A 25298-nucleotide genomic window follows, 5' to 3' on the forward strand; every position below is an offset into this window, starting at 1 on the left:
CCCACGCCCCGAACAACAATCCGTGGCGTGGCGGACGTCCCGGCGACACGGTGTTCTGTGTCACCCCCGCAGGGTGACACCCCCGCGCACCCTCGGCAGGGTCGGCCGGCGGGGCGGTCAGGAGGCGAGCAGGGCGATGGCACCCCGGACCTGGTGCGCGGTCCGGGCCAGCGCGGCGCGGGCCGCGTCGGTCCCGGCCCCGGACAGCAGCGAGACCAGTGCCGTCTTCAGGTCGCCGTCGGCCTCGTGCAGAGCCCGCCGGGAGACCTCCTCGGAGCAGCCGGTCGCCTCGATCAGGATGGAGATCATCCGGCCCCGCAGCTTGGCGTTGGTGGCCACCATATCGATCATGAGGTTGGAGTAGACCCGCCCCAGCCGCACCATCACCGCCGTGGAGAAGGTGTTCAGCACCAGCTTCTGCGCGGTGCCCGCCTTCATCCGGGTCGAGCCGGTCACCACCTCGGGACCGGTGTCGACCCCGATGACCACGTCGACCCCGGCCGCCGCCCGGACCTCCGGATTGGCGCACAGCAGCACGGTCGCGGCCCCCCGCTGCCGGGCCGCGTCGAGTGCGCCCAGGACGTACGGGGTGCGTCCGCTCGCCGCCAGCCCCACCACCAGGTCCCCGGCGGTGACGCACCTGGCGGCCTCGTCGGCCCCGCCGGCCAGGTCGTCCTCGGCGTCCTCCACGGCCTGCCACATCGCGTCCGGCCCGCCGGCCAGGTGGGCGCAGAACCAGCCGCGCGGGGAGTTGAAGGTGGGGGCCAGCTCGGCGGCGTCGATCACCCCGAGGCGGCCGGACGTGCCCGCCCCGAAGTAGTGCACCCGGTGACCGCCGCGCAGTGCGGTCACCGCGAGGTCGACGGTCACCGCGATCTCGTCCAGGACGGCGGCCACCGCCGCCGGCACCCGCCGGTCGGCGTCGTTGATCACGGTGAGCACGTCCCGGGTCGACATCAGGTCGAGGTCGGTGCTGTGCGGGTTGCGCTGTTCGGTCGGAGCCCCGACGCGGACCACCGGCCGCAGGTCGACCACGCCCTCGCCGCCCCGCTGCCCCACCACGTCGTCCGGCCCGACCCGACCGGCGGTCACGAGCGCCTCCGACCGCCGCCGACCCGGCGTGTTCGCACCGCCTCGGCGGTGACCTCCAGCGCCCGCCGGGTCCGGGTCCGGTTCCGGGCGGCCACCCCGACGAAGAGGCAGTCCACCACGGTGAGCTGGGCGAGCCGGCTGGCCATCGCCCCGGACCGGTAGGTCGTCTCGCGGGCGGCGGTGGTGAGGACGAAGTCGGCCCGTTCGGTGATCGGCGAGCGGGGGAAGTTGGTCAGCGCGACGGTGACCGCCCCCCGGGAGCGGGCCTGTTCGAGCACCTCGATCACGTCGGAGGTGGTGCCGCTGTGCGAGATGCCGATCGCCACGTCGCCCCTGCCGAGCAGGGCGGCGGAGGTCAGCGCGGTGTGCACGTCGGGGAAGGAGAACGCCACCCGACCGATGCGGTGCAGCTTCTGCTGGAAGTCCGAGGCGACGAACCCGCTCGCGCCGGCACCGTAGACCTCGATCCGGCCGGCGCTGACGATCGCCTCGACGACCTGCTCGCAGACGGCCGGGTCGAGCTGCTCGGCGGTCTCCTCGACGGCCCGCGCGTCGTTGAAGGAGATGGTGGCGATGATCTGGGCCAGGTCGGCACCGGGCGGGATGTCCCCGCCGACCACCCGGGCGTCCGGCGGCTCGATGCGGCGCGCGGCCTCGGCGGCGAGCCGGATCCGCAACTGCGGGTAGCCGTCCATGCCGACGGACCGGCAGAACCGGATGACGGTGGCCTCGGAGGTCTCGGCGGCGGTGGCGAGGTCGGTGATCGTCCGTCGGGCGGCATCGGCCGGGTCGGCGACGACCAGTCGGGCGACCCGCTGCTCGGCGGGGGACAGCGACGGGAGCAGGCCACTGATGTGGACGATGAGTCCACCCGGCTCGTGACTCGCGGAAATCTTCGGACTTTTCGCCACGGATGAAACTTACTTTCATGAGCCGCGAGCGTCAACCACGACCGCGCGTATCCGACAGGAAGTATCCCCCGCTCCGGGGGCGTGCCGGCCCAGACTCCCAGTTGCGCAGCCTGACGCGCCTCGGCCGGTCCGGTGGAATCGGCTCGGTCTACGGGCGGGTCTGCGCGGCGACCGGCTCGCGGGGCCCGCCGGCGGCCTGCGGGGTGGACGGCCCGGTGCCGTCCGGCGGATCATCGACGACCGGCCCGGCCTCCTCCGGCGGCAACCAGCGCGCCAGGTGCGCGCGGATCCGCCGGGACACCTCGTCGGGCCCGCCGCCGGCATCGACCACCACGAAACCCGGGTACTCGGGCAGCGACCGGTAGGCCGCGTCGGCGGCGGTCAGCCAACCCATCGTCTCGTGGTCCTCGCCCCGCCGCTCGATCCGCCGGTACGCCTCGACCGGGTCGACCGCGAGCAGGAAGGTGACCTGTGGTGCGGGGAAGACCCGGTAGCCGGCCCGGGCCAGCCGCTCCCACCGCTGCCCACCGTGCGCCCGGATGCTGGCGTACTGGCAGGCGGAGTAGCGGTCCATCACGGCGGTACGGCCGGTCACCAGGCAACTGAGCAGCGCGGCGGCGATCGCCAGCCAGCGCAGCACGGACTCCACCGCGAGCATCCCGTCCCGGCCCACCAGCAGCTGCGCGTCGGCCCGGCCGAACCGGGCGGCGAGCCGGCCCAGCCAGCGCCGGCCGCCCGCGTTGCGGTGGTAGGTGGCGGGTCGCCCGGCCGAGGTGAGGGCGGCGGCGAGCCGGTACGCCTGGGTGGTCTTGCCGGAACCGTCGATGCCGATCAGCGCGACGCGCCGCAGTCGGGTCCCACCGTCGGTCGCGCGCCGCGATCTGGCCACCCTGCCCAGGATATCCGACGGGCGCATCCCGCCCGTCCGGTCGATGCCCGGACGGGCGCGATGACCGGACCGGCACGCCCGGCAGGTGTGGGCGGGCGGACCGCCGGGTACGCAACGTCATTTCCCACCGACCGTTCACGACGGGAGAGACCAGATGGCCGAGCGCGGGGACGTCAGCCTCCTGCACACCCTCAAGCGGGTCGCCGCCGTGCTCAAGCAGAACGAGATCCCCTTCGCCCTCGGCGGCAGCTTCGCCGTCTACGCCCACGGCGGCCACTCCAGCGAGCACGACGTGGACTTCCTGCTCCAGGAGGCGGACGTCGAGCGGGCCCTGCAGGCGCTGACCGACGAGGGCTTCACCGCCGAGCGCCCGCCGGAGGACTGGCTGGTCAAGGTCTACGACGACGGGCGGATGGTGGACCTGATCCACCGGCCGGTGGAGACCCCGGTGACCCGCGAGACCCTCGCCGACACGGTGGTCCGCCCGGTGGACGCCATCCGCATGCCGGTGCTCTCGGCGACCCGGCTGATGGTGCACAAGCTGCTCAGCTTCTCCCAGCACTACTGCGACTTCGCCCGGGGGCTGCCGCTGGCCCGGTCGCTGCGCGAACAGATCGACTGGGAGCGGGTACGCAAGGAGACCCAGCACTCGCCGTACGCCGAAGCGTTCCTGATGCTGCTGGACCGGCTCGACGTCGTCCCGTACGGCGGCACGCCGGTGCCGTACGCCCGCATCCCCGAGGGAAGGGAGACCCCGTGACCGAGCACAGCGCCGGCCCGCCGGACGCCTACGTCGAGGCGGAGATCCAACGGCTGCTGACCGAGGACCCGGACGTCGCCGAGCAGGGCATCACCGTGGTCCGCCGGGAACCGGGACTGGTCCTCACCGGCGAGGTGGAGAGCCCGCAGCGCCGGGCGGAGATCCTGCGCCGGGTGGCCGAACGGTTCCCCGACGAGGCGATCACCAGCGACATCGGGGTGATCCGCACCCAGGCGCCGGTGCAGGTCGAGGAGCTGCCGTGAGGAGGACCCGATGATCCGGATCGCCGCGGTCGGCGACGTGCACCTGGACGCCGACGTGCTGGGCCGGTTCCGCCCGGCCCTGGAGGAGCTGCCCGACTGCGCCGACGTGCTGCTGCTCGCCGGCGACCTGACCCGGCACGGCACCGAGGCCGAGGCGCGCTGCGTCGCCGAGGAGTTCGGCGGGCTCGGGGTGCCGGTGGTCACCGTGCTGGGCAACCACGACCACCAGTGCGACCAGGTGCCGCAGGTGGTCAAGGTGCTGGAGGATGCCGGGATCACCGTGCTGGAGGGGACCGGGACGGTGCTGGAGTGCCCCGGCGGCCGGCTCGGGGTGGCCGGCGTCAAGGGCTTCGGCGGCGGGTTCGCCGGGCGGTGCGCCAGCGACTTCGGCGAGCCGGAGATGAAGTCGTTCGTCCGGACCAGCAACGAGAGCGCGGCGGCGTTGGGCGAGGCGCTGCGCGGGCTGGACTGCGACCTGCTCGTCGCGCTGACCCACTACGCCCCGGTGCCGGACACCCTGGCCGGCGAGCCGCTGGAGATCTACCCGTTCCTCGGGTCGTACCAGCTCGGTCAGGCGATCGACTCGGCGCCGACCGCGCTCGCCCTGCACGGGCACGCGCACGCCGGCAGCGAACGTGGTGTCACCCCGGGCGGGGTACGCGTACGCAACGTCGCCCATCCGGTGATCAAACAGGCGTACAGCGTCTTCCACCTCGGCGGTGATCAGATCGACTGAGAAGCAGGTTTTCGGAATCGGGACGCCGGGTATTCAGCAGCCATGGAGCTGATTCTCTGGATTCTCGCAGTCGTACTCGTGGTCGCCGGCATCCTCGCGCTGTTCCGCCGGCAGATCCTGTGGGGCATCGTCCTCATCGTCGTCGGCCTTCTGGTCGGCCCGGGTGGTGTCAGCATCTTCAATTGACGCCGGTACCCGCACCTGACCCGCCGGGGTCGTCGCCCCCGGAAGCTCCGTCCTCCCAGACAGGAGCGTCCGGCACCGACGACCCCGGCGCTGTGCTGTCCGGGGGCCGCAACGGGTTTGGGATCGCGTACCCGGGAAATATCTTGACCATGGAGATAACCCGGAGCGACCGGCGGACCGGCACGGCGCGAACCTGGTGGGTGCTGCTCGGCTTCGGCGCGGCCGTCGCGGTCGCCGCCGCGATCGGCGGGTTGGGGGTGTCCGGCACCCGCGACGAGTACGCCTCGCTCCAGCAGCCGGCCTGGGCCCCGCCGGGTTGGCTGTTCGGCCCGGTCTGGACCGTGTTGTACGCGCTGATCGCGGTCGCCGGCTGGCTGGTCTGGCGGCGGGTCGGCTTCGGCCCGGCGCTGTGGGCGTGGACGGTCCAGCTGGTGCTCAACGCGATCTGGACCCCGCTGTTCTTCGGCGCGGGACGCTACGGCCTGGCCTTCGCCGAGATCGTGCTGATGTGGCTGGCGATCGCGGTGACGGTGGTCGCCTTCTGGCGGGTCCGGCGGCCGGCGGCGGCCCTGCTGCTGCCCTACTGGGCCTGGGTCACCTTCGCCGCCGCGTTGAACTTCTCGATCTGGCGGCTCAACGGCTGACCGGGCACCGGGCCCGGCGGCCCGGTGCCCGACGGGGTCAGCAGCGGGGCACGTTGGGGATGTAGCCGTCGTGGCCGGTGTAGACGTAGGCGTCGGCGATGAACCGGCCGGAGCCGATCCGGTCCCAGATCGAGCTGGTGCCGAAGGTGCCGGTGACCGTGGTGCCGCTGGTCTGGCAGCCGATGGTGACCGTGGCGCCGTCGGCGACCGTGCCGACCGACGCGTAGCCGGTGCCCGGCCCGGAACGCACGGTCAGCGGGGAGCCGGCGGTGTCGACCGTGCCCGACCCGGTGCCGCTGGAGCAGCCGTTGCCGCTGGTGTACGTCTTGGTGCCCCAGTACAGCGCGAGCGTGCCGTTGAACTTGACCTTGATGTCGTCGCCGTTGAGGCGCTGCTCGTAGTGCAGGTGCGGGCCGGTGGAGCCGCCGGTGCTACCGACCCAGCCGATCACCTTGCCGTAGCCGACCTTCTGGCCGACCGAGACGTTGAAGCCGTTGAGGTGGGCGTAGTAGGTCGTGTAGCCGCCGCCGTGGTCGATCCGGACGTACTTGCCGTAGCTCGTGCCACCGAGGTCGGTGACCCGGTCGACGGTGCCCGGGGCACTGGCGACCACCGGATCGCCCTGGTCGTCGGTGCGGTTGAAGTCGATCGCGTTCGCCGGGCTGTGGTCCGACCGGGTCTGACCCGACCAGGACTGGTTGCAGGGGAAGGGCACCTTGAACGTGGGCGCGGCCCAGGCCGGACCGGCCGGGACCAGGGTCCCGGTGACCAACAGGGCCGCCGCCAGCAGGCTCCACCGTCTGCGCACCGCACACCTCCGATGTCGAGATCCTTCAATGTCTTGCGTTGAGGGTGGCAGATATCGCCATCGATGCCAACCCGCGCCTACCCCTGTCGACCCCTACTCGGTGAGCACGGGTGGGAGCGCCTCCACCTGCGATGAGGGGATTTCGGGATTGTTACCGGGCCGTGTCCGCCAGGGGGTGGACCGATCGGCATGCAAGCGCTTACATGTGGGGACGACTCATCGGACCGGCGTCGGGTTCCCCCACCTGTGGGCGCGCCGGCAAGGAAGGAGAACGGCATGGCGTTTGCCAGATCACGCCAGGCTCTCGCGATCGCCGGCGTGCTGGGGCTGGCGCTCGGCGCCGCCGCCTGTGGCACCGGCAACGACAAGAAGAGCAGCAACGCGGGTTCGGCCGAATGCGCCGCATACGAGAAGTACGGTGACAACGACGGCAAGAAGGTCACGATCTACTCGTCGATCCGGGACATCGAGGCCGACCGGCTGGCCCAGTCCTGGAAGCAGTTCGAGGACTGCACCGGCATCGAGATCGACCACGAGGGCTCCGGCGAGTTCGAGGCCCAGCTCCCCGTCCGGGTGCAGGGCGGCAACGCGCCCGACCTGGCCTTCATCCCGCAGCCGGGCCTGGTCAAGCGGTTCGTCGACGGCGGCAACCTCAAGCCCGTCGCCGCCGCCACCAAGACCGAGGCCGAGGCGAACTTCTCCCCCGACTGGCTGAAGTACACCACCATCAACGGCCAGTTCTACGGCGCCCCGCTGGGCTCGAACGTCAAGTCGTTCGTCTGGTACTCGCCGAAGACCTTCAAGGAGAAGGGCTGGGCGGTCCCGACCACCTGGGACGAGCTGATCAAGCTCTCCGACACGATCGCGGCCAGCGGCACCAAGCCGTGGTGCGCCGGCATCGAGTCCGGTGACGCCACCGGCTGGCCGGCCACCGACTGGATCGAGGACGTGCTGCTGCGTACGGCCGGGCCCGAGGTCTACGACCAGTGGACCACCCACGGCATCCCGTTCAACAGCCCGCAGGTCGCCGACGCCCTCAACCGGGCCGGCACCATCCTCAAGAACGACAAGTACGTCAACGGCGGCTTCGGCGGCGTGAAGAGCATCGCCACCACCTCCTTCCAGGAGGCCGGCGTGCCGATCACCACCGGCAAGTGCGCCCTGCACCGGCAGGCGTCCTTCTACGCCAACCAGTGGCCCGAGGGCACCAAGGTGGCCGAGGACGGCGACGTCTTCGCGTTCTACTTCCCGTCGATCGACGCGGCCAAGGGCAAGCCGGTGCTGGGTGGCGGCGAGTTCGTCGCGGCCTTCACCGACCGTCCCGAGGTCCAGGCGGTGCAGACCTACCTCGCCTCCGGCGAGTACGCCAACAGCCGCGCCAAGATCGGTGACTGGGTGTCGGCGAACAAGAAGCTCGACCTGGCCAACGTCCCGAACCCGGTGGACAAGCTCTCCGTGGGCATCCTCCAGGACCCGAAGACCGTCTTCCGCTTCGACGGCTCCGACCTGATGCCGGCCGCGGTCGGCAACGGCACCTTCTGGAAGGGCATGGTCGACTGGATCAACGGCAAGGACACCACCACGGTGCTGAACGGCATCGAGAACAGCTGGAAGTGATCTGAGACGGGTGGCCCGGTCCGCACGGTGCGGACCGGGCCACCCGTCGGATACGAACCCTTGAGAGGGAGGGTCGATGGAGTTCGACTTCGCTGAGGAACAGCCGAAGTTCCTCATGCTGATGTACGGGCTGATCGCTTTCGTCGCGGTGGTGGGCGGTCTGCTCCTGCTCCTCGACGTGGTGCCGGCCTGGTTCACCCGCCGTCGGGAGGCGCAGCTGGTCGCCGCCTCGACCGGTGGCGGCCCCCTGCCCCGCCGACGCAAGCCGAGGGAGGGCCTGTTCGCGCTCTTCTTCCTGCTGCCGACGCTGCTGCTGCTCTCCGTCGGGCTGGTGGTGCCGGCGCTGCGCACCGTGCTGCTCTCCTTCATGGACGCCGGCAGCAACGACTGGGTGGGGCTGCGCAACTACGGCTGGATGTTCTCCGAGGACTCGATCGTCCGGGTGCTGCTCAACACCCTGATCTGGGTGCTGCTGGTGCCGCTGGTGGCCACCACGTTCGGCCTGCTCTACGCCGTGATGGTGGACAAGGCCCGGTTCGAGTCCATCGCCAAGTCACTGATCTTCCTGCCGATGGCGATCTCGTTCGTCGGGGCCAGCATCATCTGGAAGTTCGTCTACGCCTACCGCAGCGAGGAGCAGGACCAGATCGGCCTGCTCAACCAGATCGTGGTCAGCCTCGGCGGTGAACCCCGGCAGTGGCTGCTCGACTCACCGCTGAACACCTTCCTGCTCATCGTGATCATGGTGTGGATCCAGGCCGGTTTCGCCATGGTCGTGCTCTCCGCCGCGATCAAGGCGATCCCGGCGGACATCGTCGAAGCGGCCCGCCTCGACGGGGTCAGCCCGTGGCAGATGTTCTGGCAGATCACCATGCCGAGCATCCGGCCCGCGCTGATCGTGGTCGTGGTGACCCTGTCGATCGCCACGCTGAAGGTCTTCGACATCGTCCGGACCGCCACCAACGGCAACTACGACACCAGCGTGATCGCCAACGAGATGTACAACCAGGCGTTCCGGTACGGCGAGAACGGGCAGGGCTCCGCCCTGGCGGTCTTCCTCTTCATCCTGGTGATCCCGATCGTGATCTACCAGATCCGCAACCTGCGTCAACAGCGGGAGGGCTGAGATGACCACCGCCACGCCCACCGTCGGAGCCGGGGCCCAGGCCACCGGGAAGCCGACGAGCGCCGCCGGCCGGGTCCGTAGCCGGCTCAACAGCCGTACGGCCACCCTGGTCTCGATCGTCATCGCGCTGCTCTGGACGATCCCGACGTTCGGCCTGTTCGTCTCCTCGTTCCGGCCCGAGGCCGAGATCAAGTCCACCGGGTGGTGGACCTTCTTCACCGACCCGCAGTTCACCCTGGAGAACTACCAGGACGTCCTGTTCGGCTCCTCCTCGTCGTCGGGTCAGCTGGCCAGCTACTTCATCAACTCGCTGGCCATCACCATCCCGTCGGTGCTCTTCCCGCTGGCGTTCGCCTCACTCGCCGCGTACGCGTTGGCCTGGATCAACTTCCGGGGACGGGACTGGCTCTACATCGCGATCTTCGCGATGCAGATCGTGCCGTTGCAGATGGCCCTGGTGCCGCTGCTGAAGTTCTTCTCCACCGGGGTCACCCTCGCCGGCGTCCAGCTCATGCCGGCCTGGAACCTGGTGGACGAGCAGAAGTTCGCCCAGGTGTGGTTCGCGCACACCTGCTTCGCCCTGCCCTTCGCGGTGTTCCTGCTGCACAACTTCATCTCGCAGCTCCCCCGGGACCTGATGGAGGCGGCCCGGGTCGACGGGGCCACCCACCCCAAGATCTTCCGCACCATCGTGCTGCCGCTGATCACCCCGGCGCTGGCGGCGTTCGGCATCTTCCAGTTCCTCTGGGTCTGGAACGACCTGCTGGTCGCGCTGATCTTCGCCGGTGGCGGCAACGAGACCGCCCCGCTCACCGTGCGCCTGGCCGAGATGGCCGGCACCCGGGGCAACGAGTGGCAGCGGCTCACCGCCGGCGCGTTCGTCTCGATCGTCGTACCGCTGGTGGTGTTCCTGTCGTTGCAGCGCTTCTTCGTGCGTGGCCTGCTCGCCGGGAGCGTCAAGGGTTGACGGCCGTCCGTCGCCGCCCGGTGCTGCCGGGCGGCGACGGGGGTCGGCGCGGAGCGGGGGAACGACAGCGTGACGAGAATCGACGACGTGGCCCGGCTGGCCGGGGTCTCCACGGCCACGGTCTCCCGGGCGTTGCGCGGCCTGCCGACGGTGTCGGCCGCGACCCGCCGCCGGGTGCTCGCCGCCGCCGAACAGCTCCAGTACGCGGTCTCACCGAGCGCCTCCCGGCTGGCCGGTGGCCGCACCGGCACGGTCGCCGTGGTGGTGCCCCGGATCACCAGGTGGTTCTTCGGCACCGTCGTCGAGGCGGTCGAGGACTTCCTCCACCAGTCCGGCTACGACCTGCTGCTCTACAACCTCGGCGGGCGCGAGCAGGTGCGGCAACGGGTGCTGCGCACCGCCAACCTGCACAAGCGGGTGGACGCGATCATGCTGGTCGCCACCCCGCTGCGCCCGGCCGACCTGACCGCCCTGGCCGAGTTGCACCTGCCCGGCATCACGATCAGCTCCGGTAGCACCGTCCCCGGCTGGCCCTGCGTGCGGATCGACGACGTGGCCGCGGCGCGGACGGCCACCCGGCACCTGCTCGACCTGGGCCACCGACGGATCGCCCACATCTCCGGCGACCCCGACGACGAGCTGGCCTTCACCACCCACACCGACCGCCGCCGGGGCTACCAGGAGGCGCTGCGCCGCGCCGGGCTACGCCCCGACCCCCGCCTGGACATGGAGTCGCAGTTCACCATCGACGGCGGCAACCGGGCCACCGTCGAGCTGCTGGCCCGGGGCGAACCACCGACGGCGATCTTCGCCGCCTGCGACGAGATCGCGATGGGCGCGATGACCGCGCTGCGCGACGCCGGGCTGCGCGTCCCGCAGGACGTCAGCGTGATCGGCGTGGACGACCACGACCTGTCCGCCGTGCTCGGGTTGACCACCATCGCCCAACCCGCCGCCGAGCAGGGCCGGCTCGCCGCCCGGATGCTGCTCGACCCGCTGGGCGTCGCCGCCGCCGAGCCGGACGCCGGCCGGGTGCCGGCCCCGCGCGCAGCCGGGGCGGACGCCCCCGCGCCGCACCCGCCGGTGATCCTGCCCACTCGCCTGGTGGTACGGGAATCGACCGGCCCGCCCCGGGCAAACTGAACGGATTCGACCGCACGGCTCGACCGGCTCGACACAGGGAGAAGGCTCTGAACACCGACGCGAGGCAGCAGGAACAGTCCGTGGGCGTGGCACCCGGATGGTGGACCGAGGCCGTCATCTACCAGATCTATCCGCGTTCCTTCGCCGACTCCGACGGTGACGGCATCGGTGACCTGCCCGGCATCACCGCCCGGCTCGGTCACCTGGCCGAGCTGGGTGTCGACGCCGTCTGGCTGTCGCCGTTCTACCCGTCGCCGCAGGCCGACGCGGGCTACGACGTCGCCGACTACCGTGACGTCGACCCGCTGTTCGGCAGCCTGGCCGACGCCGACAGGTTGATCGCCGAAGCCCGCACGAAGGGTCTCAGGGTCATCGTCGACCTGGTCCCCAACCACACCTCGTCGGCGCACCGGTGGTTCCGGGCCGCCGTCGCCGCCGCCCCCGGCAGCCCCGAGCGGGGCCGGTACATCTTCCGCGACGGTCTCGGCCCGGACGGTGCGGAGCCCCCCAACGACTGGCAGAGCGTCTTCGGCGGCCCCGCCTGGACCCGGCTCGTCGAGCCCGACGGCCGGCCCGGCCAGTGGTACCTGCACCTGTTCGACACCGCCCAGCCGGACCTCAACTGGGACAACCCGGAGATCCGCGCCGAGTTCCTCGACGTGCTCCGGTTCTGGCTGGACCGGGGCGTCGACGGTTTCCGGGTGGACGTGGCGCACGGCCTGATCAAGCAGGCCGACCTGGCCAACTGGGAGGAGCCGCAGGAGATCCTCTCCGGCAACGAGGCGGACAAGCCGCGCCCGCCGATGTGGGACCAGGACGGCGTCCACGAGGTCTACCGCGAGTGGCGGCGGGTGCTGGACTCCTACGACGGCGACCGGATCCTTGTCGCCGAGGCGTGGGTGGAGCCGGCCGAACGGATCGCCCGCTACGTCCGCCCCGACGAGATGCACCAGGCGTTCAACTTCGAGTACCTGCTCGCCGCCTGGACGGCTCCCGCCCAGTATGCGGTGATCACCCGCTCGCTGGAGGCCACCGACGCGGTCGGGGCCCCCACCACCTGGGTGCTGTCCAACCACGACGTCATCCGGCACGCCTCCCGGCTGGGGCTGTCCGCCCAGGGCGGGCGGCCCAACGGCATCGGCATCGGCGACCCCCAGCCGGACGCCGCGCTGGGCCTGCGCCGGGGCCGGGCGGCCACCCTGCTGATGCTCGCCCTGCCCGGCTCGGCCTACCTCTACCAGGGTGAGGAGTTGGGGCTGCCGGAGCACACCACGCTGCCCGACGAGTCCCGGCAGGACCCGACCTGGGAACGCAGCGGCCACACCCAGCGCGGTCGGGACGGCTGCCGGGTGCCGATCCCGTGGGAGGCCGACGCCCCGTCGTACGGCTTCGGCCCGGCCGACGCCAGTTGGCTGCCGCAGCCGCCGCTGTGGGCCGAGTACGCCCTGGACCGGCAGCGGGGGGTGCCCGGTTCGACGTACGAGACCTACCGGACCGCGTTGCGGCTGCGCCGCGAGCACGCCCTGGGTCGGGGGACGCTGGAGTGGCTCTCCTCGGGCGACGAGGTGCTGAGTTTCCGCAACGGCGGGCTGACCGTGCTGACCAACTTCGGCACGGCCGCGGTGCCGCCGCCGGCCGGGGAGCTGCTGCACAGCAGCGCGCCGCTGGACGCCGACGGTCGGGTCCCCACCGACGTCACGGTCTGGGTGCGGCACTCCTGACCCACCCCCGGCCCTGAACTCCGGCCCCGGCCCCGGCGCCCAGCCGGTCCGGGGCCGGAGTTCGGACCCGGGCCGGGGTGGGTTCGGACCGGGCCGGGGTGGAGTTCGGACCGAGGGTCGGTTCAGACCGGACTTCGGACCGGACCGGGCCGGGGTGGCAGGGGTGGCCTGGTGGCAGGGGTGGCGGGGTGGCGGGGTTCCTGATGCTGATGCCGGGGGCGTGCCGGGACCGGTGTGAGGCTGGCGGCAGGCCCCGGAGGGACACGGCGACCTTGGTAATGCTCTTCGCGTCCTTTCGAGCTGATGGCGTCAACGATTCACGGGGTGAGGTCACCGGCGACCCGGATCTGCGGCGAGCCGTCTCCCCGGGGCGGTGGTTCGGTCGTACCCGATCCCGCCCCTGGCGGTGATTCGTTGGCGTCATCAGCTCGAAAGGACCCGACCGAGGTATCCATCCCCGACAGCGACAGCTACCAGTTGCGCCGGACGGGGGCGGCACAAGGAGCTTGCGCACAGGCGACAGGCGCTGACAGCACGGACGCCCGCATGGCGACCGTCGATGCGGGAACGGGCAGCCCGGTACGACACCCACCCGACGTCAGACCAACCGACGCGAGACCAACCGGCGCAGAACCAGCCCGGGGCGGGGCCGGCACCAGCAGGTCAGTGGCGGTCGGCGCGGTCGTGCAGCAGGTCACCCACGGCGGCGATGTCGCCGGGCGACGTGCGGGAGGCCAGCCAGTACATCAGCCCGGTGGGGATGAAGAAGAGCTGGAACGCGGCCAGCCCGACGGCGTAGTTGAGCGGCGGCGGGAAGGCCGCCCGCAGCGCGTGGAAGGCCGCGCCGACCAGCCCGTTGCCGGCGGCCCGGCCGACCCCGTTGACCAGGTTGCCCAGGCTGTAGACGGTGCCCCGGTGCTCCGGCGGGTTGACGTCGGCGATCAGGGCGAACCAGTTCGGCGAGTTCGCCGAGGTCAACGCCAACGCGACGACGGCGGTGAGCAGGCTCAGCCCGACCGTCGGCTCGGTCACCACGCTGGCCAGCACGGCACCCACCACCGCACCGGTGCCGCCGCCGTCGGGCACGTCGATCCGGATCGGCACGAAGAACAACACCAGGTAGAACGGCAGCGCCGCGAGCACGCCGACCGCCGCGACCAGCGCCCTGCCCCGGGGGGTACGCCGTTGCAGCGCGTCCCCGGCCAGCCCGCCGACGATGGAGAACACCCCACCGAGCTGGAACAGGGTGGCGAAGACGCTGCCCACCACGACCGCCGTCGCCGTCGAGTAGCCCTGCTCCTGCGCCCGCTCGGCGAACAGCACCGGCAGCCACACCAGCGAACCGAACGCCGCCTGCGCGGTGAGGCCCTGCAGGATCAGCCACCGGTTGGTCCGTCGGCCCAGGATGCGCGGCAGGTCGGAGCGGGTGATCCGGTAGTCGTACTCGACGCCGGCCTCGATCGCCGCGGCCAGCTCCGGTTCGCTCTGCCCGCGCCGGATGTCGTAGGTCAGCAGATAGGCGACCGTCGCGCCCAGACCGACGACGGTGAGCAGCAGGAACGGGCGTCGCCAGTCGGTCGCGCCGAGCAGCCCGCCGGTGAGCGTCCCGGCCAGGGTGCCGACCCCCTGCGACAGCCCCCAGAAGCTCATCACCAGCCCCCGGCGGCGCGGGGAGATCAGGTCGGTGACCACGGAGAACCCGACCGAGCCGACCGCGCCCAACCCGACCGCGGCCACCAGTTGCGCGGCGAGGAACGTCGGGAAGCCGGTGGCGAACGCGCTGCCCCCGGTGCCGGCCGCCCAGACCAGCGTGCCGACCATCAGCAGCGGCTTGCGGTTGGTCCGGTCGCCGACGTACGCCCAGGCCACCGCCGCGACCGCACTGACCAGGAAGCTCACCGCCGTGACCAGGCCGAGCATCCGCTGCGGTACGCCCAGCGCCCCGGAGATCGGCCCGTACAGCGGGGGCACCAGGCCGATCGCCACGTTGTCCAGGGAGGCGAGCACCACGAACACCACGACGCTGTAGAGGCGGTGCGCCGCGTTCCCGCGCCGGGAGATCCTGCTGCCGGTCATGTCCGGCAGCCAACCAGGTGCGCCTCCCGACCCGACGGGCACCCCCGCCGGGCGGGGCCACGCGGGCCGGGCCACGCGGGGCGGGACCGGCCGTCGGCCGGTGACCGGCCCCCGTGCGCCGGTCACCGGCCGACATCGTCGGTCGGGTGGGTCACTCCCCCGGCACGGCCACCCGGTCGAGGGTGTGGTCGCGGGCCTCGGCATACCGCTGGCGGATGGCGGGGACGGGCTCCGCCGCGTACTCCTCGGTGTCCTTCGGCTCCCAGGTGGGCGGCGTCGCGCCGCCCAGGGCGACCCAGGCGGCCTGGCGGGCCGCGCCGTCGGCGACGTACTCCCCGGGCGGGGGCACCACCACGGGACGGCCGAAGACCTGCGGCGCGATCCGGCGGACCGCCGCCGAGCGGGCGCCGCCGCCGACCAGGATCACCCGCTCGACCGTCGCGCCCTGGGCGACCAGCGCGTCGAGTCCGTCGGCCAGCGCACAGAGCATCCCCTCCACCGCCGCCCGGGCCAGGTGCGCCGGGGTGGCGGTACGCAGGGTGAGGCCGTGCACCGAGCCGGTGGCGGTGGGGCGGTCCGGGGTCCGCTCACCCTCCAGGTAGGGCACCATGACCAGGCCGTCGGCCCCGGGCGGGGCGCTCAACGCCAGCTCGGACAGGGTGTCGAGGTCGACGCCGAGCAGCGTCGCCGCCGAGTCGAGCACCCGGGCCGCGTTGAGCGTGCAGACCAGCGGCAGGAACCGGCCGGTCGCGTCGGCGAACCCGGCCACCGCGCCACCGGCGTCGGCGGCCGGCGTGTCCGCCACCGCGAAGACCGTGCCCGAGGTGCCGATCGAGACGACCACGTCGCCCGGACCGGCACCGACCCCCAGCGCGGCGGCGGCATTGTCCCCGGTGCCGGGGCCGAGCAGGACGTCCCCGCCCGGCACCGCCCGGCCGTCGCCGAGCACGGCCGGGTCGAGCACGCCGGCCTGCGCGGCCGGACCGAGCACCGTGGGCACCTCGACGACCCGACCGAACGCCTTCTCCAGCAGGTCGGGACGGTACTGCCCGGTCACCGGGGACCAGTAGCCGGTGCCGCTGGCGTCACCCCGGTCGGTGCGCAGCGCCGCCAGGCCGGGGGCACCCGCCAACCGCCAGGTCAGCCAGTCGTGCGGCAGGCAGACGGCGGCGACCCGGGCGGCGTGCTCCGGCTCGTGCCGGGCCAGCCAGCGCAGCTTGGTGGCGGTGAAGCTGGCCACCGGGACCAGCCCCACCGCGTCGGCCCAGAACCGGCGGCCGGTCTCCCCACCGCCGGCCTCGGCGATCAGGTCCCGGGCCGCGTCGGCGGACCGGGTGTCGTTCCACAGCAGCGCCGGCCGGACGACCTCGCCCACCTCGTCGAGGCAGACCATGCCGTGCTGCTGACCGGCGACCGACACGGCCGCCACGTCGGCCAGCCCGCCGGCCGCCTCGACGGCGGCCAGCAGGGCATCCCACCAGGCCCGTGGGTCGACCTCGGTGCCGTCCGGGTGCGGCGCGCGGCCCTCACGGACCAGCGCGCCGGTCTCCGCGTCCCGGATCACCACCTTGCAGGACTGGGTGGACGAGTCCACCCCGGCGACGAGCGGCATGCCGGGCCGCCTCAGCGCGCGCCGAGCAGGTGCTCGACGGCGAGCTGGTTGAGCCGGACGAAGGCGAAGCCCTTCGCGGCCGTCGCGTCCACGTCGAACTCCTCGAACGCGGACCGGTCGGCGAGCAGCCCGGCGTAGCCCTCACCCTCGCCCAGCGTCGGGCTGGCCAGCTCGCCGACCTTGCTGGCGGCGAGCGCCTCGACCACCTCCGGGTCGGCCCGGAACGCCGCCGCCCGCTCCTTGAGCAGCAGGTAGGTCGCCATGTTGGCCTCGGCCGACGCCCACACCCCGGCGATGTCCTCGGTGCGGGAGGGCTTGTAGTCGAAGTGACGCGGGCCGTCGTACGCCGGACCACCGTTGGGGCCGCCGTTCTCCAGCAGGTCGACCAGGGCGAACGCGTTCATCAGGTCGCCGTGGCCGAAGACCAGGTCCTGGTCGTACTTGATGCCGCGCTGGCCGTTGAGGTCGAGGTGGAACAGCTTGCCCTGCCAGAGCGCCTGGGCGATGCCGTGGGCGTAGTTGAGGCCGGCCATCTGCTCGTGCCCGACCTCCGGGTTGAGGCCGACCATCTCGGGGCGGGCCAGCTCGGAGATGAACGCCAGGGCGTGCCCGACGGTGGGGAGCAGGATGTCGCCGCGCGGCTCGTTCGGCTTGGGCTCGATGGCGAACCGCAGGTCGTAGCCCTGGTCGACGACGTACTGGCAGAGCACGTCGACGGCCTCGCGGTAGCGGTCCAGCGCGGCCCGGATGTCCTTGGCGACGTCGTACTCGGAGCCTTCCCGGCCGCCCCACATGACGAAGGTCTTGGCGCCCAGGTCGGCGGCGAGGTCGACGTTGCGCAGCACCTTGCGCAGCGCGTAGCGGCGGACGTCACGGTCGTTGCTGGTGAAGCCGCCGTCCTTGAACACCGGGTGGGTGAAGAGGTTGGTGGTGACCATCGGCACGACCAGGCCGGTCTCGTCGAGGGCCTTGCGGAACCGGGCGAGCTGCGCCTCCCGGGCGGCGTTGTCGGCGCCGAACGGGATCAGGTCGTCGTCGTGGAACGTGATGCCGTACGCGCCCAGCTCGGCGAGCCGGTGCACGGCCTCGACGGCGTCCAGTTCGGGGCGGGTGGCGTCGCCGAACGGGTCACGGGCCTGCCACCCCACCGTCCAGAGCCCGAAGGAGAACTTGTCGGCGGGGGTGGGACGGGGTGCCATGGCAGACCTCCGGTGGTGATGATGGTGGTGGCGGTGGGTGTGTCGCCCGCAATTTGTTCAGTGGTTGAATTAAATGGCCGTGCTGTGGCACTGTCAAGGGGTGACCGAGACCCGGACCGTCGGCGCGGTCCGCCAGGGAAGCCTGCGCGAACTCAACCTCGCCGTGGTGCTGCGGCGGATCGCCAGCACCGGCCGGCCGCCGTCGCGGGCCGAGATCGCCGCCGACACCGGCCTGACTCGGGCCACCGTGTCGGCCGTCGTCGACGACCTGATCGCCGGCCGGCTGGTCACCGAGGCCGACCCCGCGCCCCGCACCGGCGCCGGCCGCCCCGCCCGGGGACTGCTGCTCGGCGACACCGGGCCGGCGGGGCTCGGCCTGGAGGTCAACGTCGACTACCTCGCCGCCTGCGTGGTCGACCTCACCGGCGCCGTCCGGCACCACGAGGTGCGCCGGGTCGACCTGCGCCCCCTCTCCCCCGCCGACGCGCTCACCGACCTGGTCGCCCTGGCCCGCCGGGCGCGAACCGCCGCCGACGCCGCCGGGCTCGGCCTGGCCGGGGCGGCGCTGGCCGTGCCGGGGCTGGTCGACGCGCGCGGCCTGGTCCGGCTCGCCCCCAACCTCGGCTGGCGCGACGTCGACGTGCCGGCCCTGCTCGCCGACCACCCCGCCCTCACCGACCCGGTCGACGGGGTGCCGCCGCTGGTGGTGGAGAACGAGGCGAACCTCGCCGCACTGGGTGAGCTGCACGCCCGCCCCGGCGGCCCGCAGAGCTTCCTGCACGTCTCCGGCGAGATCGGCATCGGCGCCGGGATCGTGCTCGACGGGGCGCTGTTCCGGGGCTCCCGGGGGTGGAGCGGCGAACTGGGTCACGTACCTGTCGATCCGGGCGGCCCCACCTGCCGCTGCGGGGCACGCGGCTGCCTGGAGACGTACGCCGGGCAGGAGGCCGTGCTGGTCGCGGCCGGGCTGGCCGGGGTGGACCTGCCGGCCGATACCGCCGCCCGCCGGCTGGCCGACCTGGCCTGCTCCGGCGACCCGGCCGCGCTCGATGCGCTGCACGCCGCCGGCACGGCGCTCGGGGTGGCCGTCTCCGGGGTGGTGAACCTGCTCGACCTGGACACTGTCGTGCTCGGCGGCGGATACGCGACCCTAGCGCAGTGGCTGTGCCCGCCGGTGCTGGCCGAACTCGACGCCCGGGTGCTCACCAGCGGGTGGTCCCCGGTGACCGTCCGTCCGGCGGCGCTCGGGGCCGAGTCCGCCGCCGTCGGCGGGGCCGGCGCGGTGGTACGCCGGATCATCGCCCGGCCGTCCGGCTGGCTCTCCCGCCCGGGATGACCCCCGGTTCCGCGCTGGCCGATCGTCGGCCCACCTCGGTACGCTTTCCCTGAGGCAACGAATTCCTACCGAGGAGAGCACTCCCAGCATGCGCAGAGGTCGACAGACCGACGCGCCCGGCGACCGGCGGTGACGACGACCCACCGGGACGGGCACGCCGGCCCGGTGAGCGGAGGCGGACAGGTCTCCCCCGCCCCGGCCCACCCGTCGCCGGACGGCCCGCTGCCGGCCGACCCGCAGCTCGCCCGGGAACTGCTCGACGGGCTCGCCGAGGCGGTGGTCACCACCGACCGGGCCGGGCGGGTCACCCTGGTCAACGCGATGGCCGGGCAGCTCCTGCCCGAGCTGGCCCCCGGCACCGACCTGACGTCGGGCACCGTGCCGGCGTTGGCCCGCGCGGTCACCGGGGACGCCGCGACGTTCGACGCCGAGCACCGGGGACGCCGGCTGCGCGGGGTCTGCCGCCCGCTGGCCGGCGGGGGCTGCGCCTGGTACGTGCGGGACGTCACCGACGAACACGCCCGCACCGACGCGCTGCTCGCCGAGCGTTCCCGCACCGCGTTCCTGGCTCGGGCCGGCAGCCGGCTCGGGCTCTCGTTGCACCGCGAGCAGACCCTGCGCAGCGCCGTCACGCTGCCCGTGCCCTACCTGGCCGACGCGGCCCTGGTCGTGCACCGGCCCCCGCAACCCGGCGAGGACGTCCCGCACTGGCTGCGGTACGCCGACGGCGACCCCGCCCCGGTCGGTGGGGTCGCCGGCCCGGAGCTGACCGGCGCGGTCCCCGGGCTCGTCGAGGCGCTCAGCGGCGCGACCACCGACCTCAGTCCCTGGCTCGACGCCGAACTGGCCGACCTGGGCGCCGTCCTGCCGCCGGACTTCGGCCGCCCCGGCACCGTGCTGATCAGCCCGATGCCCAGCGCCGGCGGGCCGGCCGGCGCGTTGATCCTGGTCCGGCGGGTCGGCCGACCCGGCTTCGACCAGCGCGACATCGAGCTGGCCCGGGAGTTCGCCGCCCGTGCCGGCTCCGCGGTCGCCGCCGCCGAACTCTACGGCGAGCAGGCCCACCTGGCCCGGGTGCTCCAGCACAGCCTGCTCCCCCCGGAACTGCCCCAGGTGCCCGGCGTCACCCTCGCCGGCGGTTACCGTTCCGCCGGGGACAGCCTGCGCATCGGCGGCGACTTCTACGAGGTCTTCCGCACCGCCACCGGCGCCCTGTTCGCCCTCGGCGACGTCTGCGGCAAGGGGGTCGGCGCGGCCGTGCTCACCGGCCGGGTACGCCAGTCGTTGCAGACCCTGCGGCTGGTCGAGCAACGTCCCCGGGAACTCGTCACCCTGCTCAACCGGGCGCTGTTCGACTCCCCCGACGCCGCCCGGCGCAGCCAGTTCACCACCCTGCTGCTGGGCACCACCGAACCGGGGGATGACGGCGGCCTGCGGGTCCGTATCGCCGGCGGCGGGCACCCGTCCCCGCTGGTGGTACGCGCCGACGGCAGCATCGTCGAGGCCCGGGTGGGCGGGATGCCGATCGGCGCGTTCGCCTCGGCCACCTTCGTCGAGGTTGAGGTGCGCCTCGCCCCCGGTGAGCTGCTGCTGGCGTACACCGACGGGGTGACCGAGGCACGCGGCGGCGCGGCGGCCGTCGAGATGTTCGGCGAGCAGCGGCTGCGGCAGTCGCTCGCCGCGGTGGCCGGCCTGCCGCCCGCCGCCGTGATCGACTGGCTGCTCCAACTCGTCGACGAGTGGCTGGACGGGGAGAGCCACGACGACATCGCGATGCTGGCCGTCCGCGCGGCGGACCCGGCGTGAGCCGACCGGCCGGGCCGGCCGCCGCGGCTGCGGGCCCGCCGGCCGGGCCGGCCGTGGTGGGCCCGGAGGTCGTCGCGGCGTACCTCGACTGCCTGGACCGGGCCGACCTGCCCGCCGCCACCCGGATCGCGACCGGGTTGCTGGACGCCGGCTCGTCGGTGGCCGACGTCCTGGTGGACCTGGTCGCCGTGACCCAGCGCGAGGTGGGGCTGCGCTGGCTGACCGGCCGGTGGAGCGTCGCCCAGGAGCACGCCGCCACCCACGTCAGCGAGCAGGTGGTCGAGGCGGTCGCCGCCCGCTGCGGCCCGACGGGCGGGCGGGGGCACGTGGTGATGGCCTGCGTCGAGGGCGAGTGGCACGCGCTGGCCGCCCGGATCGTCGTCGAGGTGGTCCGCGCGGCCGGCTGGCGGGTCACCTTCCTCGGCGCCAGCGTGCCGGTCCGGCACCTGGTCTCCTACCTGCACCAGACCGGCCCGGACGCGGTGCTGCTGAGCTGCGTGCAGCCGAGCCGGTTGATCCGGGCGGGGCGGATGATCGAGGCGTGCCGGGCGGCCGGGGTGCCGGTGGTGGCAGGTGGTCCGGGTTTCGGCCCGGACGGCCGCTGGGCCGCCGCCGTCGGCGCCGCCGCCTGGGGGGCGACCGCCCGGGACGCGGCCCGGCTGCTGGCCGGCCCGCTGTGCGCGGCACCGCACGCCGGTTCCGGGCCGGCGACCGGCGCCGACGAGTACGTCGCGGTGCTGCGCCGCCGGCGCGACCTCGTGCAGCTCGTGCTGCGCGAGGTGGCCCCGACGCCCGACCGGGTCGAGGAGGTCGCCGGCGCGGTCGCGCAGCTGGTCGACGCGCTGGCCGCGGCGATCCGGGTCGGCGACCCGGGGCTGCTGGTCGAGTTCGTCCGCTGGCAGACGGAGGTGCCCGACGCCCGGGACGGCTCCGCACTGCCGGACACCATGCTCCGGGTGTGCGCCACCGCCCTGACCGAGCACCCCCGTGCCGGGGACTACCTGCGTCAGGCCCTGCTGGCCACCACCCTGTGACGCCGGGTCAGGCCGAACGGGCCGCCGGGGCGCCGTCGCCGGGGCGGGCCCTCGGCGGGGGCGGTGCGGACGGCAACTCGACCACCGGCCCGCCCTCCCCCTCCCGGGCCCGCGCCACCCGGTCGAACTCCACCAGCCCGCGCAGCAACGCCGTCCGGCCCTCGCCGCTCATCCCGGCCAGCACGGCGGCGAGCCGCTGCCGGCGGTCCCGGCGCAGCTCGACCAGGAGGCGGGTCGCCTCCGGGGTCAGGTGCAGGGCGATCTCCCGCCGGTCAGACCGGCCCGGCTCCCGCTCCAGCATGCCGGCGGCGACCAGCCGGTCGCAGAGCCGGCTCGCCGAGGAGAGCAGCATGTTGAGCAGGGTGGCGAGCCGGCGCAGGTTGATCCCGTCGTGCCGTTCGACCACCATGACGGCACGTAGCTGCGCGCTGGACAGCCGGCTGGTGGTGCTCTCCCGGGCCGCCTCCCACACGGAGAGCAGGGCCCCTGTCGCGGCGTCCAGCTCGGCGGCCATACTCACGTCTGGTCCGTCAGGACCACTTTCTTCGGCCATGGTGGGCCCGAGACTACCCCCCGTACCAGGGGATCTGCGCTGTCAGGAGGCGTACGTGACAAGCGGACCCGAGTGCCGGGCCCGACGGGTGCTGACCGAGTCACCCGCGGACCTGCTGCTGGCACGGCTCGCCGACGAGCTGGAGCGGTCGTACCGGATCACCGACGTGGAGCTGTTCCAGGTCGACTACCGGCTGTCGGTGCTGCTGCCGCTGGGCGGCGGCGACCCGCTGACCGGGCCCGGTCACCCGGCCTGGCGCTGCTACGACCACCAGCAGCCGGTGCTCGCCGACGGGGTGGGCTGGTTCCCCGTCGGCATGCGGGGTGAGCGGCGCGGGGTGCTGCGGTTGACCCCGGTGCCCGACGACCTGACGGCGGTCGGGGAGCTGACCCGCATCGCCACCGCCCTGGGGCACGAGTTGGCCGCCGTCACCGCCGGCACCGACGTCTACCGGGCCTCCCGCCGGGCCCGCCGGCTCACCCTCGCCGCCGAGATGCAGTGGGAACTGCTGCCGGGGCGCAGCCGGGACCGGCCGTCGTTCCGCCTCGCCGGCCAGCTCGAACCGGCCTACGCGGTGCGCGGGGACAGTTTCGACTGGTCCGACGACGGCACCCGGCTGTGGCTGTCGGCCATCAACGGCACCGGTGAGGGGGTGGCCGCCTCGATGCTCACCGCGCTGGCCACCCACGCGTTGCGCAACGCGCGCCGGGGCGGGTTGGCCCTCGCCGACCAGGTCGCCCTCGCCGACCAGGCGGTCTACGCCCTGCACCGGGGCGAACAGCACCTGTCCGCCCTGGTGATGGAGCTGGATCTGGCCACCGGGGTGCTGACGGCGGTGGACGCCGGGTCGCCCCGGCTGGTGCTGCTGCGCGACGGGGAGGTCAGCGAGCAGGCGCTCGACAAGCAGTTCCCGCTGGGCATGTTCGAGGGCACCGACTACCGGCACCAGAGCTTCGAGCTGCGCCGTGGCGACCGGCTGTTCGTGCTCAGCGACGGCGTGATCGACGCGACCGGGCGGCACGTCCGGTACGGCGAGACGGCGCTGGACCGTTTCCTGCGGCGTACCGGACCGATGACGCCGCTGGACGCGGTCCGCTCGCTCATCGGTGACCTGCGCGCCTTCGTCGCCGGTGACCTGGTCGACGACGCGGTGGTCGTCTGCCTGGACTGGACCGGCCCGCAGGAGTGAGCCCGGCGGGCCCGGTGCCGGGCCCGCCGGTCAGTACGCTCCGCGCCCGCGCAGCACCGCGCCGAAGGTCTTCCACAGGATGGTCAGGTCGGCGGCGAGCGACCAGTTCTCCACGTAGTAGAGGTCCAGCCGGATGCCGTCCTCCCAGCTCAGGTCGGACCGGCCGCTGACCTGCCAGAGGCCGGTCATGCCCGGCTTGACCAGCAGGCGGCGGGCCACGTCGCCGTCGTAGCGGGCCACCTCGGACGGCAGCGGCGGGCGCGGGCCGACCAGGCTCATCTGGCCGAGCAGCACGTTGACCAGCTGAGGCAGTTCGTCGAGCGACCACTTGCGCAGCAGCCGCCCGATCCGGGTGACCCGCGGGTCGTCGCGCATCTTGAACATCAGGCCGTTGGTCTCGTTGCGGGCGACCAGCTCGGCCAGCATCGCGTCGGCGTTGACCACCATGGTGCGGAACTTCAGCACCCCGAACTCCCGGCCGCCCTGCCCGACCCGGGTCTGCCGGAACAGCACCGGCCCCCGGCTGTCCAGCCGGACGGCCAGCGCGATCAGCGCCACCAGCGGCAGCAGCAGCGCCAGCGCCACCGCGGCGGCGGACCGGTCGACGAACTCCTTGACCAGCTTGCGGGCCCCCCGGAACTCCGGTGCCTCGACGTGGATCAGCGGCAGGCCGGCCACCGGGCGGGTGTGGATGCGCGGGCCGGCGACGTCGGTGAGGGCGGGGGCGACGACCAGGTCGATCCCGGTGCCCTCCAGCTGCCAGCCCAGCCGGCGCAGCCGGGTCGCGGTCAGCTCGCCGGACGCGGTGACCGCGACGGTGTCCGCGCCGATCGCGGCGGCGGCCTCGGGGATGCCCCGCAGGGAACCCACCACCGGCACGTCGCTGAGCCGCTGCGGTACGGGGGCGAGCAGCGCGTCGGGGATGCACGCGCCCACCACGTGGTAGCCGGCGTACGGCTCCCGGCGCAGGGTGTGCACCAGCTCCAGCACGTGCGCGGTGTCCCCGACGACGAGGACCCGGCGGGACCAGCCGTCGCCCCGGCAGCGGGCCCGGTGCAGTGCCTTGCGGGCAGCGAACCGGGTGGCCACCAGCCCGACGGTGCCGACGGCGAAGGAGATGCCGAGGAAGCCCCGGGAGACCCCGGCGTCGAAGATGTAGCCGGCGATCGCGACCCCACCGGCCAGTCGCAGGCTCGCCCCGCTGACCCGCCGGTACTCGTCCGCACCGTAGCCGAGCACCCGGTCGTCGTAGCAGCGCAGCGCCTTGAGCGAGACCAGCCAGACCAGGACCAGGGCCGGCGCGACCAGCACGTACGGGATCTCCGAGCCGCGTGGCACGGCATCACCGAAGCGGGTGGCGTAGCCGGCGAGGACCGCCAGCGACAGCACGGCGGTGTCCAGCACCACGAGCGTCCGGACGTAGCCCCGCTGACTGGTCCGGGATCGGGTACCCGCCGATCGGCCACCGGGCGCCGACGGCGGGGTACGGACGGGCGTGGACAGCGTCGCCGAGGTCACCCAACCTCCCCCACATCACACTGGTCGGCTCCGAGCCCGATGCTCACCTCTGGAGGGGGTGGTCGGCCGGAGCGCTCCCGACATCCTGCCCCACAATGATGCTCACCTATTG

Annotated in this window: 23 protein-coding genes; 14 read left to right on the forward strand and 9 right to left on the reverse strand. The window is 73.3% G+C overall.

From position 1 onward, the window contains the following. Positions 1-117 precede the first annotated feature (117 nt). The 3 genes from murQ to ACN261_RS02805 all read right to left on the reverse strand — a co-directional run bounded on the left by murQ (position 118) and on the right by ACN261_RS02805 (position 2892). A complete protein-coding gene (murQ, locus tag ACN261_RS02795) occupies positions 118-1092 on the reverse strand; it encodes an N-acetylmuramic acid 6-phosphate etherase (protein ID WP_421483827.1) in 975 nt (324 codons plus the stop codon). Then, positions 1089-2003, reverse strand: a complete 915-nt coding sequence (locus ACN261_RS02800; RefSeq protein WP_204928089.1) for a MurR/RpiR family transcriptional regulator — start codon at positions 2001-2003, stop codon at positions 1089-1091. Before ACN261_RS02800 ends, murQ begins: the two co-directional genes overlap by 4 nt. A gap of 148 nt (positions 2004-2151) precedes the next feature. Beyond that, positions 2152-2892, reverse strand: coding sequence for a dTMP kinase (locus tag ACN261_RS02805; RefSeq protein WP_425848253.1), 741 nt, complete (start codon positions 2890-2892; stop codon positions 2152-2154). A gap of 154 nt (positions 2893-3046) precedes the next feature. On the opposite strand from ACN261_RS02805, the gene ACN261_RS02810 reads away from it, so the two are divergent. The 5 genes from ACN261_RS02810 to ACN261_RS02830 all read left to right on the forward strand — a co-directional run bounded on the left by ACN261_RS02810 (position 3047) and on the right by ACN261_RS02830 (position 5481). After that, positions 3047-3652: a nucleotidyltransferase gene (locus tag ACN261_RS02810; RefSeq protein WP_421483829.1), complete on the forward strand. Its 606-nt coding sequence runs from the start codon at positions 3047-3049 to the stop codon at positions 3650-3652. Further along, on the forward strand, positions 3649-3915 hold the full coding sequence (locus tag ACN261_RS02815; protein WP_204928092.1) for a hypothetical protein: 267 nt from the start codon (positions 3649-3651) through the stop codon (positions 3913-3915). Before ACN261_RS02810 ends, ACN261_RS02815 begins: the two co-directional genes overlap by 4 nt. A 10-nt stretch (positions 3916-3925) precedes the next feature. Further along, positions 3926-4651 carry a metallophosphoesterase family protein gene (locus ACN261_RS02820; RefSeq protein ID WP_357927978.1) on the forward strand — a complete coding sequence of 242 codons (726 nt, stop codon included), beginning with the start codon at positions 3926-3928 and terminating at the stop codon, positions 4649-4651. Between the two features lie 42 nt (positions 4652-4693). Next, positions 4694-4837: a GPGG-motif small membrane protein gene (locus tag ACN261_RS02825; protein WP_007464364.1), complete on the forward strand. Its 144-nt coding sequence runs from the start codon at positions 4694-4696 to the stop codon at positions 4835-4837. A 149-nt stretch (positions 4838-4986) separates the two neighbouring features. Further along, positions 4987-5481 carry a TspO/MBR family protein gene (locus tag ACN261_RS02830; RefSeq protein WP_421483830.1) on the forward strand — a complete coding sequence of 165 codons (495 nt, stop codon included), beginning with the start codon at positions 4987-4989 and terminating at the stop codon, positions 5479-5481. A gap of 37 nt (positions 5482-5518) precedes the next feature. Here ACN261_RS02830 and ACN261_RS02835 read toward each other — a convergent pair whose 3' ends face one another. Then, complete coding sequence (locus tag ACN261_RS02835) at positions 5519-6289, reverse strand: peptidoglycan DD-metalloendopeptidase family protein (RefSeq protein WP_425848258.1); 771 nt, start codon at positions 6287-6289, stop codon at positions 5519-5521. Between the two features lie 276 nt (positions 6290-6565). On the opposite strand from ACN261_RS02835, the gene ACN261_RS02840 reads away from it, so the two are divergent. The 5 genes from ACN261_RS02840 to ACN261_RS02860 all read left to right on the forward strand — a co-directional run bounded on the left by ACN261_RS02840 (position 6566) and on the right by ACN261_RS02860 (position 12863). Further along, positions 6566-7906, forward strand: coding sequence for an ABC transporter substrate-binding protein (locus ACN261_RS02840; RefSeq protein WP_204928095.1), 1341 nt, complete (start codon positions 6566-6568; stop codon positions 7904-7906). Positions 7907-7982: 76 nt separating this feature from the next. Next, the gene (locus ACN261_RS02845; RefSeq protein ID WP_425848261.1) at positions 7983-9032 is read left to right on the forward strand and encodes a carbohydrate ABC transporter permease; all 1050 of its coding nucleotides are present in this window, start codon (positions 7983-7985) and stop codon (positions 9030-9032) included. 1 nt (position 9033) lies between these two features. Beyond that, positions 9034-9999, forward strand: coding sequence for a carbohydrate ABC transporter permease (locus ACN261_RS02850; RefSeq protein WP_422754885.1), 966 nt, complete (start codon positions 9034-9036; stop codon positions 9997-9999). Positions 10000-10068: 69 nt separating this feature from the next. Beyond that, positions 10069-11142 (forward strand): LacI family DNA-binding transcriptional regulator, encoded by a 1074-nt coding sequence (locus tag ACN261_RS02855; protein ID WP_421483833.1) that lies wholly within the window; start codon positions 10069-10071, stop codon positions 11140-11142. Positions 11143-11189: 47 nt separating this feature from the next. Then, positions 11190-12863 (forward strand): glycoside hydrolase family 13 protein, encoded by a 1674-nt coding sequence (locus ACN261_RS02860; RefSeq protein ID WP_421486907.1) that lies wholly within the window; start codon positions 11190-11192, stop codon positions 12861-12863. A 663-nt stretch (positions 12864-13526) separates the two neighbouring features. On the opposite strand, the gene ACN261_RS02865 is transcribed toward ACN261_RS02860, so the two are convergent. The 3 genes from ACN261_RS02865 to xylA all read right to left on the reverse strand — a co-directional run bounded on the left by ACN261_RS02865 (position 13527) and on the right by xylA (position 17750). Continuing rightward, entirely contained in the window at positions 13527-14939 is a 1413-nt protein-coding gene (locus ACN261_RS02865; RefSeq protein ID WP_421483834.1) for an MFS transporter, read from the reverse strand. 151 nt (positions 14940-15090) lie between these two features. Then, positions 15091-16551 carry a xylulokinase gene (xylB, locus tag ACN261_RS02870; protein WP_421483835.1) on the reverse strand — a complete coding sequence of 487 codons (1461 nt, stop codon included), beginning with the start codon at positions 16549-16551 and terminating at the stop codon, positions 15091-15093. Between the two features lie 11 nt (positions 16552-16562). Next, positions 16563-17750, reverse strand: a complete 1188-nt coding sequence (xylA, locus tag ACN261_RS02875) for a xylose isomerase (RefSeq protein ID WP_282267598.1) — start codon at positions 17748-17750, stop codon at positions 16563-16565. A 73-nt stretch (positions 17751-17823) separates the two neighbouring features. Here xylA and ACN261_RS02880 point away from each other — a divergent pair, with 73 nt between their 5' ends. The 3 genes from ACN261_RS02880 (at position 17824) to ACN261_RS02890 (ending at position 21926) form a co-directional block, all read left to right on the forward strand. After that, a complete protein-coding gene (locus ACN261_RS02880) occupies positions 17824-19086 on the forward strand; it encodes an ROK family protein (RefSeq protein ID WP_357927961.1) in 1263 nt (420 codons plus the stop codon). A gap of 129 nt (positions 19087-19215) precedes the next feature. After that, complete coding sequence (locus ACN261_RS02885; protein ID WP_425848265.1) at positions 19216-20892, forward strand: SpoIIE family protein phosphatase; 1677 nt, start codon at positions 19216-19218, stop codon at positions 20890-20892. Next, positions 20889-21926: a cobalamin B12-binding domain-containing protein gene (locus ACN261_RS02890; protein WP_425848267.1), complete on the forward strand. Its 1038-nt coding sequence runs from the start codon at positions 20889-20891 to the stop codon at positions 21924-21926. The genes ACN261_RS02885 and ACN261_RS02890 overlap by 4 nt, the downstream gene beginning before the upstream one ends. Before the next feature lie 7 nt (positions 21927-21933). Here the strand turns inward: ACN261_RS02890 and ACN261_RS02895 are convergent, their stop codons facing one another. After that, the gene (locus ACN261_RS02895; RefSeq protein WP_425853555.1) at positions 21934-22440 is read right to left on the reverse strand and encodes a MarR family winged helix-turn-helix transcriptional regulator; all 507 of its coding nucleotides are present in this window, start codon (positions 22438-22440) and stop codon (positions 21934-21936) included. A gap of 94 nt (positions 22441-22534) precedes the next feature. On the opposite strand from ACN261_RS02895, the gene ACN261_RS02900 reads away from it, so the two are divergent. Continuing rightward, positions 22535-23668, forward strand: a complete 1134-nt coding sequence (locus ACN261_RS02900; RefSeq protein WP_425848269.1) for a PP2C family protein-serine/threonine phosphatase — start codon at positions 22535-22537, stop codon at positions 23666-23668. A 30-nt stretch (positions 23669-23698) separates the two neighbouring features. Here ACN261_RS02900 and ACN261_RS02905 read toward each other — a convergent pair whose 3' ends face one another. Beyond that, positions 23699-25186 carry a sugar transferase gene (locus ACN261_RS02905; RefSeq protein ID WP_204928106.1) on the reverse strand — a complete coding sequence of 496 codons (1488 nt, stop codon included), beginning with the start codon at positions 25184-25186 and terminating at the stop codon, positions 23699-23701. Positions 25187-25298: the final 112 nt, after the last annotated feature.

The organism is Micromonospora sp. WMMD723, assembly GCF_049863385.1.
Classification (GTDB): domain Bacteria; phylum Actinomycetota; class Actinomycetes; order Mycobacteriales; family Micromonosporaceae; genus Micromonospora; species Micromonospora wenchangensis.